At 62.2% G+C, this 8,045-nt stretch carries 10 protein-coding genes; 6 read left to right on the top strand and 4 right to left on the bottom strand.

Going from position 1 to position 8,045, the window contains the following annotated elements; all coding sequences use genetic code 11:
• Positions 1–472: ExeA family protein (locus tag ECTPHS_RS13165; RefSeq protein WP_008933250.1), on the top strand; the 472-nt coding region annotated here is incomplete at its 5' end.
• Entirely contained in the window at positions 469–678 is a 210-nt protein-coding gene (locus tag ECTPHS_RS13160) for a hypothetical protein (protein ID WP_008933249.1), read from the top strand. The genes ECTPHS_RS13165 and ECTPHS_RS13160, both read left to right, overlap by 4 nt.
• Before the next feature lie 56 nt (positions 679–734).
• Here ECTPHS_RS13160 and ECTPHS_RS14390 read toward each other — a convergent pair whose 3' ends face one another.
• Positions 735–1,019, bottom strand: coding sequence for a type II toxin-antitoxin system Phd/YefM family antitoxin (locus tag ECTPHS_RS14390; protein ID WP_008933248.1), 285 nt, complete (start codon positions 1,017–1,019; stop codon positions 735–737).
• 361 nt (positions 1,020–1,380) lie between these two features.
• Here ECTPHS_RS14390 and ECTPHS_RS13150 point away from each other — a divergent pair, with 361 nt between their 5' ends.
• Positions 1,381–1,968, top strand: a complete 588-nt coding sequence (locus ECTPHS_RS13150; protein ID WP_008933247.1) for a cytochrome b — start codon at positions 1,381–1,383, stop codon at positions 1,966–1,968.
• Positions 1,969–2,048: 80 nt separating this feature from the next.
• On the opposite strand, the gene ECTPHS_RS13145 is transcribed toward ECTPHS_RS13150, so the two are convergent.
• The 3 genes from ECTPHS_RS13145 to ECTPHS_RS13135 form a co-directional block, all read right to left on the bottom strand.
• Complete coding sequence (locus tag ECTPHS_RS13145; RefSeq protein WP_008933246.1) at positions 2,049–2,813, bottom strand: molybdopterin-binding protein; 765 nt, start codon at positions 2,811–2,813, stop codon at positions 2,049–2,051.
• A 28-nt stretch (positions 2,814–2,841) separates the two neighbouring features.
• Complete coding sequence (gene hemH / locus ECTPHS_RS13140; protein ID WP_008933245.1) at positions 2,842–3,951, bottom strand: ferrochelatase; 1,110 nt, start codon at positions 3,949–3,951, stop codon at positions 2,842–2,844.
• 300 nt (positions 3,952–4,251) lie between these two features.
• Positions 4,252–4,791: an HNH endonuclease gene (locus ECTPHS_RS13135; RefSeq protein ID WP_050814269.1), complete on the bottom strand. Its 540-nt coding sequence runs from the start codon at positions 4,789–4,791 to the stop codon at positions 4,252–4,254.
• A 371-nt stretch (positions 4,792–5,162) separates the two neighbouring features.
• Between ECTPHS_RS13135 and ECTPHS_RS13130 the strand changes: the two genes are divergently transcribed.
• The 3 genes from ECTPHS_RS13130 to ECTPHS_RS13120 are packed head-to-tail and all read left to right on the top strand — an operon-like array spanning position 5,163 to position 7,966.
• On the top strand, positions 5,163–6,296 hold the full coding sequence (locus ECTPHS_RS13130) for a Re/Si-specific NAD(P)(+) transhydrogenase subunit alpha (protein ID WP_008933243.1): 1,134 nt from the start codon (positions 5,163–5,165) through the stop codon (positions 6,294–6,296).
• A 29-nt stretch (positions 6,297–6,325) separates the two neighbouring features.
• A complete protein-coding gene (locus ECTPHS_RS13125) occupies positions 6,326–6,583 on the top strand; it encodes an NAD(P) transhydrogenase subunit alpha (protein WP_050814270.1) in 258 nt (85 codons plus the stop codon).
• Positions 6,584–7,966, top strand: a complete 1,383-nt coding sequence (locus ECTPHS_RS13120) for an NAD(P)(+) transhydrogenase (Re/Si-specific) subunit beta (protein WP_008933241.1) — start codon at positions 6,584–6,586, stop codon at positions 7,964–7,966. It abuts the gene before it with no gap.
• Positions 7,967–8,045 lie beyond the last annotated feature (79 nt).

Here is an 8,045-nt window from a genome sequence, read left to right as displayed (position 1 = left end):
CGCCGAGATCTCCCGACTCACCCTGGAGAGCAAGCAGCTACCGGTGCTGATCATCGACGAGGCCCATCACCTGCGCAATGATGTCCTGGAGGATCTGCGCCTGCTCACCAACTACGCCATGGACTCCGATCCCCGCCTGTGCCTGCTGTTCGTCGGCCTCACCGAGCTACGCCGCCGCCTCGGCATGGCGGTGCATGAGTCCCTGGCCCAGCGACTCGTCGTGCGCCATCACCTGGGGGGACTCAGCCGCGAGGAACTGCCCGACTATCTGGCCCACCGCCTGCGCCGGGTCGGCTGCGAACTGCCCCTGTTCGAACCCGAGGCCATCGAAGGCCTCTACCAGGCCACCCACGGCATGCCACGCCCCGTCGGCCGCCTGGCCCATTACGCCCTGACCTGCGCCGCCCAGGATCAGGTCCACCGGGTCAGCGCCGAGCACCTGCAGACCGCCCTGGAGGAGTTGCGACCATGACCCACCATCACACCCTCACCATCCCCCCGCCGGCTCACTGGACCCCGGAACAGGTCCTGGCTGTGTGGGAACGGCTGGAAATCCTCACCGAGCACATCGGCCACCGCTACGCCATCGCCCTGCAAGAAGCCCTGGCCGCCGAGCGTAAGCCCAGCATCGACACCCGCCAGACCTCCCTGTTCGACGACGAGCAGGATCCCTTCTGAACCCTCTCCTGGGCGCGAGTCACCAAAGGCTCGCGCCCTCGGCTTCCCGCATCCGTTCACCTTCCAGGAATCCGCCACCCGAGGGCATAATCCGGGAAAACCATCGGCCTGCAGCCAGAATCCGTGTGGGAAAAGGAGGGTGGAATAATCTGGGAAACAACACCCAGAGAATCAGCAATGTTGCGACGTTGCCTTGTCAGCCGCTGGTACTCCTCAATGCTCAACAGCACATGCGCCGGCTTGCCGCGATCCGTGATGAACACCGGGCCACTCTTGGCCGCCTTCTTTGCGCGGGTAACGTTCTGGTTAAGCTCTCGACTGGATAGGGTCGTGATGGCCATGGTGACACCTCCGGCACGAATCATTCATATAGGCATGTTGCTGCATCAATGACGGACTGTCCATAAGCGGCCGGCAGGCTGTCGTGACCAGGATGTGCGGCGTCCCGACGCGCCCTGGATGCACGACATCCCGGCGAGACCGGGATAAAGAAAGAACATCCCGACGATTTTCAGGGCATTTTTTTGTCCCAGATCGTGGACACCCCGAACAAGACCCGTCGATACTGCTAAGCTAGATTGTGGTTTTCTGCAGGGTCGGCATTGATCGCGTCTGTAAGATACATACCCGCAGACGGGTTCAGGGGGAGAACAGGCCTGTTGGCCCGCACTCAAGCTGATGACAACCCACAAGGGAGCAAACATGAGCACTGCCTATCCGACTGTTGGTGTGGCCTCCGGGCTACCACGCTATTCCTATCTGCTGCGCCTTCTGCACTGGGTGATCGCCGTCCTGCTCATCATGGCCCTGATCGGCGGCATGACCCTGGGCACGCTGGGCTATGAACGCCTCGTGGAACTGGTCGGGGCAGAGATGGCCGGCTATGCCTACATGGGACACAAGACCCTGGGCATCACCATCCTGGGACTGATGGTCCTGCGCCTGCTGGTACGGGTAAGCCAGGGCACCCCCGAATATGCCATCGACCTGTCCCGCGCTCAGCATTTCTTTGCCGGCCTGGTGCATTTCCTGCTCTATGTGCTGGTCATTGCCATGCCCATCATCGGCTGGCTGGCCACCGCCGCCGCCGGACATCCGGTGAATTTCGGCACCTATGAACTGCCCGGCTTCATCGGCCAGGATCCCGAACTGTCCAAAATCCTGTTCCAGGCCCACACCGTGGTGGCCCTGTGCATCATCGCGCTGATCGTGATCCATGTGGCGGCGGCGATCTACCATGCCCGCGTGCGCCGGGACTGGGTGACCACCCGTATCAGCCTGTTCAACTAACGCCGGACTCAAAAAGCCGTCGATACGCAAAAGGCCGGGCATTTGCCCGGCCTTTTGCTTTGCCTTAATCCCTTCCCTGCCTACGACGGAATCTGCGACAACTGAGGCTTTTCCACCCAGGGCATGCCGCCCTGGTTGAGGGATTCGATCACCAGGGCGGCCGCTTCGGCCACCTGATCGGCCAGCCCCTTGATGCCCAGTTCCACTTCCCGGCAACCGTTCTCCGATGAAGGCAGGCTGGACATGCGAATCTCCGGAAACCGCTCCAGCACCGCCTCCATCACCGGCACCAGCTCGCTTTCCGGGGTGTTACTGACCAGGATCAACCGTTCGATGCACGGAATTCGGGAGAACAGGTGGTTGTAATGGGTGTCCAGCACCCACTCCACCATCGGCCAGGCCATGTTGGGAAAGCCGGGAACGCAGTGGTGGTGGCGCATGCTGAAACCCGGAATCTGGTTCACCGGGTTGGGAATGAGTGCGCTCCCCACGGGCAGCTCCGCCATGCGGATCCGGTGCGGATAGGCCTGCTCGCCGAAGCGCTCCTCCAGAATGGCCACGGCCTCGGGATGGAGTCCGAGTTCCACATTCGCAGCACGGGCGAAGCATTGACGCGTACGGTCATCGGGCGTTGCACCGATGCCGCCGAAGCTGAAGATCAAGGCCTGGGAGTCCAGCGTCTGACGCAGACTCTCGGTCAGCAGGCCGGGATCATCTCCGACGAAACGAACAAAGGACAGTTCCAGCCCACGCCGGGCCAGCACCGAAATGAGAAAATCCATGTGCTTGTCCCGCCGCTTGCCGGACAGCAGCTCATCACCGATGATCAGGCCACCGATCTGCATTCCTGCCACATCCCTCGCCGGTCACACTTCAGTTCTTCGCACCCATGGCCAGCGCCCGGGCACGAATCAGTTCACCCGTCTCCCGCTGTGCCTCGCGATCATAATTCTCGTCCGCTTCGGGCCAGCCCTGCACATGACGGCAGATCAGGTCGGCCAGGGCATCCGTGTGGTCCTGGCGAGTGTTGAGTGAGGGAATATAGCTGAACCGCTCGCCACCTGCCTCGATGAAGGCCTCGCGACTCTCGTCGGCGATCTCTTCCAGAGTCTCCAGGCAGTCGGCGGAAAAGCCGGGGCAGACCACATCCAGGGATTTCACGCCCTGCCCAGGCAGACCAACGATGGTCTCCAGGGTATAGGGGGTCAGCCACTGAGCCTTGCCAAAACGGGACTGGAAGGAGACCAGCCAGCGATCTTCCGGCAGTTCCAGGCGCTCCGCCACCAGACGGGCAGTGGTCTGACAGTAGCAATGGTAAGGGTCGCCCTGGTCCAGATAATCGCGGGGAATACCATGGAAGGAGAACAGCAGGCGCTCACCCTGCCCATGGGTCGCCCAGTGCTCGCGGATGCTGGCGGCTACGGCATCGATATAGGCGTCGTCGTCGTGATAGCCCATGACAAAGCGGGTCTCGGGTACCCAGCGCCATTCACTCAGGGCACGGGTGACGGCATCAAAGGTGGAGCCGGTGGTGGAGGCCGCATACTGGGGATACAGGGGCAGCACCAGGATGCGTCGGGCACCGGCGCGACGCAGCTCTTCCAGACCGGAACGAATGGAGGGATTGCCGTAGCGCATGGCTACCGCCACCTTGACCGGCCCGTAGAGCCGTTCAGCGACCCGCTGGGCCACCGCCTGACCCTGGGCCTTGGTGATGGTGAGCAGCGGGGAGCCGTCCTTGCCCCAGATGCGGGCATATTTGGCCGCACTCTGGCGCGGACGGGTATTGAGGATCAGGCCGTTGAGCAGCAGCCACCACACGGGGCGCGGCACTTCCACCACCCGGGAATCCCAAAGAAATTCCTTGAGGTAACGCCTCAACGCCTGCGGCGTGGGCGCATCGGGCGTCCCCAGGTTGGTGATCAACACCCCCAGGCTATGGAGACTCCCGTGTCGATAATTCGGTTCGCCAATATAGGTCATGGCTTGTTCTGCTTTATGGTTTGACGACAACCCTCGGGCCGCGTGATCGGCCGCTGAAGCGACAGAATCACCCTCCCCCCGCAGTGCGGGGCCGCGAAGGCCGAGTGTACTCCTCCCTACTTCAAGAGCCATCTGGACCCTTCCCCCAGGATGCAAGGCGCGACTGTAAACCGGCCGGCACAGATGCACCAGCACCGGGATACGATCCTGCGGACGGATAACCTGCCCCCTCAAGGCAGGCCGAAGGAAACCAGCTCCCGGGCAAGGTCACATCGCCGATGATGCCTGACACGTGGCGCACTACTGCCGCAGACGCAGCCGCAGGGGACTGGTTCTTGGAAAATGAGCCTGCAGAAATTCCATCTGGTCCGCCAGCACACGGCGCCCCTGAAGATAGATGTATTCCGCATGGGTCGGCATGAACGGCACTGCCAGCAACTGCATGCCGGCCTGCTCGGGTGTACGGCCGGCCTTGTGGTTGTTGCAGCGTTTGCAGGCGGTCACCACGTTGCACCATAGATCCTGCCCCCCCTGACTGATGGGGGTGACATGATCCCGCGACAGGTCGCGGTGCTGGAAGTGATTGCCGCAATAAAGACATAAATGAGCATCACGCTTGAACAAGGCCGCATTGTTGAGTGGCGGTGAATAGGCCTGATTGATGGCCTTGTTGGTACCGTAGGTGGCGATGATGGAGTTTACCTCCACCAGACTGCGCCGGCCGGTTCGGGCATTGATGCCGCCGCGAATCCGGTACAAGAGCGCGCCACAGGTGTAAGCCACCTGCTCAGCGTGGTAGAGCCGCACCGCATGCTGATAGTCGATCCATTCCATCGGCATGCCGGATGCGTCAGTTCGCAGTACCTGCTGACTGAACTCGTACACCTCTGCACCCTCGGGAGGTTATGCCGGCACCGCCCGACTTTGCCGCAAACGGACCCAGAAAGCAATTATCAAGCCGTTGGTTCGTTGACCTGAGTCGCCATGTCCGGCAGGGCCGGCCACGATTTTTCGTATCCGGATTCCAACATGATCGACATTGGATGTTCAAAGGCCGGAAAAATTCCGCTACCATGCCCTATTTTTGGGCATCCCCGCCTGATGGCGATGCCCGAACTGGTTCGCATCCACCCAAAAACCGTTGCAGTCCTCATCGTCAGGATCGGTCGTCATCCGGCCATTACCCCTGCACGGGCAGACGGAGTCAATCCATGCCGATCAAGATAGCCGTACCCAAAGAAACCGCCCAGGGCGAGCGGCGCGTCGCACTGGACCCCACGGTCGCCGCGCGTTTTGCCAAACTGGGTCTTGAAGTGATGATCCAGAAGGGTGCCGGGCGCGATGCCCAGTTCCCGGACGAGGCCTATGCCGACACCCGCGTGGTGGACGATGCCAAGACCCTGATGTCGGAAGCCGACATCGTGGTCAAGGTGGCCCCGCCCACCCAGGAAGAAGTGAATATGATGAAGGATGGGGCCACCCTCATCGGCTTCTTCCATGCTCACAAGAACACGGATGTGGTCAAGGCGCTGCAGAAGAAGAAGATCACCAGCTTCGCCATGGAGCTGATTCCCCGCATCTCTCGTGCCCAGAGCATGGATGCCCTGTCCTCCCAGGCCGCCGTGGCCGGGTACAAGGCCGCCATCATGGGCGCGGACCTGTCCTGCCGCTTCTTCCCCATGCTCACCACCGCGGCCGGCACCATCCGTCCGTCCAAGGTGCTGGTGATCGGTGCCGGGGTGGCCGGTCTGCAGGCCATTGCCACCGCCCGCCGGCTGGGCGCCATCGTCGAGGCCTATGACGTGCGCTCCGCCACCAAGGAGCAGGTGGAATCCCTCGGCGCCAAGTTCCTGGACCTGGGCGTGAAGGCGGAAGGGGAAGGCGGCTATGCCCGCGAACTGACCGACGAGGAAAAGGCAAAACAGCAGGAAGCCCTGGCCAGGTTCATCAGCCAGTGCGACGTGCTGATCACCACCGCCGCCATTCCCGGCCGTCCCTCGCCCATGCTGATCCCCCAGAAGATGGTGGAGGGCATGAAGTCCGGCGCGGTCATCATCGACCTGGCCGCCGAGGGCGGCGGCAACTGCGAACTGACCAAGCCCGGCAAGACCGTCACCAAGGGCGGCGTGACCATTCACGGCCCCCTGAACGTACCCAGCCAGGTGCCGCTGCATGCCAGCGAAATGTACGCCAAGAACCTGCTCAACTTCCTGTCCCCCGTGCTCGCCGACGGCAAGCTGAACCTGGACTGGAACGACGAGATCATCGCCAAGAGCTGTCTGACCCACGACGGTGAGATCAAGCACGACGCAACCCGCAGCCTTGTGGAAGGAGATCAAAAGTGATCGAGGGTTTTGTTGCACTCTATATCTTCATGCTCGCCGCCTTCACCGGCTACGAGGTCATTTCCAAGGTGCCGGTGATCCTGCACACGCCGCTGATGTCCGGCTCCAACTTCATCCACGGCATCGTGCTGGTGGGTACCATGGTGGCCCTGGGCCACGCCGAAACCACGGCCCAGATGTGGGTGGGCTTCATCGCTGTGATCCTGGCCGCCGGTAACGCCGTGGGGGGTTACGTGGTGACCGAGCGCATGCTCGAGATGTTCAAGTCCAGCAAGGGGGCCAAGTAAATGGGTTTCATCATCAACGTAGCCTACTTTGCGGCGGCGGTGCTGTTCATCGTCGGCCTCAAGCAGATGGCCTCGCCGGTCACCGCCCGTCGCGGGATCATCTGGGCCGGCTGGGGCATGGTCATCGCCACGGTGGTCACCTTCCTGCACCCTGAAGTCCGGGGCTTCATCAACTATGTGTTGATCATCCTGGGTATCGGCATCGGCGGTGGTCTGGCCTGGTACACCGGCAAGCGCGTCGCCATGACCGACATGCCGCAGATGATCGCCCTGTACAACGGCATGGGCGGCGGCGCGGCCGCCGGTATCGGCATCGTCGCCCTGATGGGTTCCTACGAGCTGAGCTGGACCATCCAGTTCATCGCCGTGGTGGGTGTGATCATCGGCGCCGTGGCCTTCTCCGGCTCCCTGATCGCCTTCGCCAAACTGCAGGGCCTGATCACCAAGTCCCTGCGCTTTGACATGCAGCAGAAGATCAACCTGGGCGTGCTCGGTGCCACCGTGCTGCTGGGCATCATCATCAGCTTCAGCGGCGCCCAGGTGAACGGTGCCCTGTTGACCGTGTTCCTGCTGCTGGCCCTGGCCTTCGGCATCCTCATGACCCTGCCCATCGGCGGCGCGGACATGCCGGTGGTGATCTCCCTGTACAACGCCCTCACCGGTCTGGCCGTAGGCCTCAAGGGTCTGGTGCTGGACAATGCCGCGCTGATGATTGCCGGTATCGTGGTAGGTGCCGCCGGTACCCTGCTGACCCAGCTGATGGCCAAGGCCATGAACCGTCCCATCTCCAACGTGTTGTTCAGCCACTTCGGCGAGACCAGCGGTGGCGATCAGTCCGAAGTGACCGGCACCATGAAGGAGATTGAGGCCTCCGACGCCGGCGTGATGATGGCGTTTGCCGACAAGGTGATCATCGTCCCCGGTTACGGCATGGCCGTGGCCCAGGCGCAGCACAAGATCTGGGAACTGACCCAGCTGCTGCAGGAGCGGGGCGTGACGGTGAAGTTCGCCATTCACCCGGTGGCGGGCCGCATGCCCGGTCACATGAACGTGCTGCTGGCCGAGGCCGGTGTGCCCTACGACATCATCTACGACCTGGATGAGATCAACAGCGAGTTCAAGACCGCCGACGTGGCCATCGTCATCGGTGCCAACGACGTGGTGAACCCGGTGGCCCGTTCCAACCCGGAAAGCCCGATCTACGGCATGCCGATTCTGAACGCGGACCAGGCCAAGAACGTCATCGTCATCAAGCGTGGCAAGGGTGCCGGCTTCTCCGGCGTGGAGAACCATCTGTTCTTCGCCGACAACACCCGCATGCTGTACGGCGACGGCCAGAAGGCCGCCAGCGAGCTGATCTCCAGCATCAAGGAAATCGGTTAATCCCGATCCCGCAACGGAAAGTGACAAGGCCCGGCGTCATCGCCGGGCTTTTTTCGTTTTACCGTTCCATCATACCCAT

It is taken from the genome of Ectothiorhodospira sp. PHS-1, assembly GCF_000225005.1.
GTDB lineage: Bacteria > Pseudomonadota > Gammaproteobacteria > Ectothiorhodospirales > Ectothiorhodospiraceae > Ectothiorhodospira.
The sequence above is the reverse complement of the archived record's forward strand: the minus strand, read 5'-3'. Positions and strand labels throughout refer to the sequence as shown.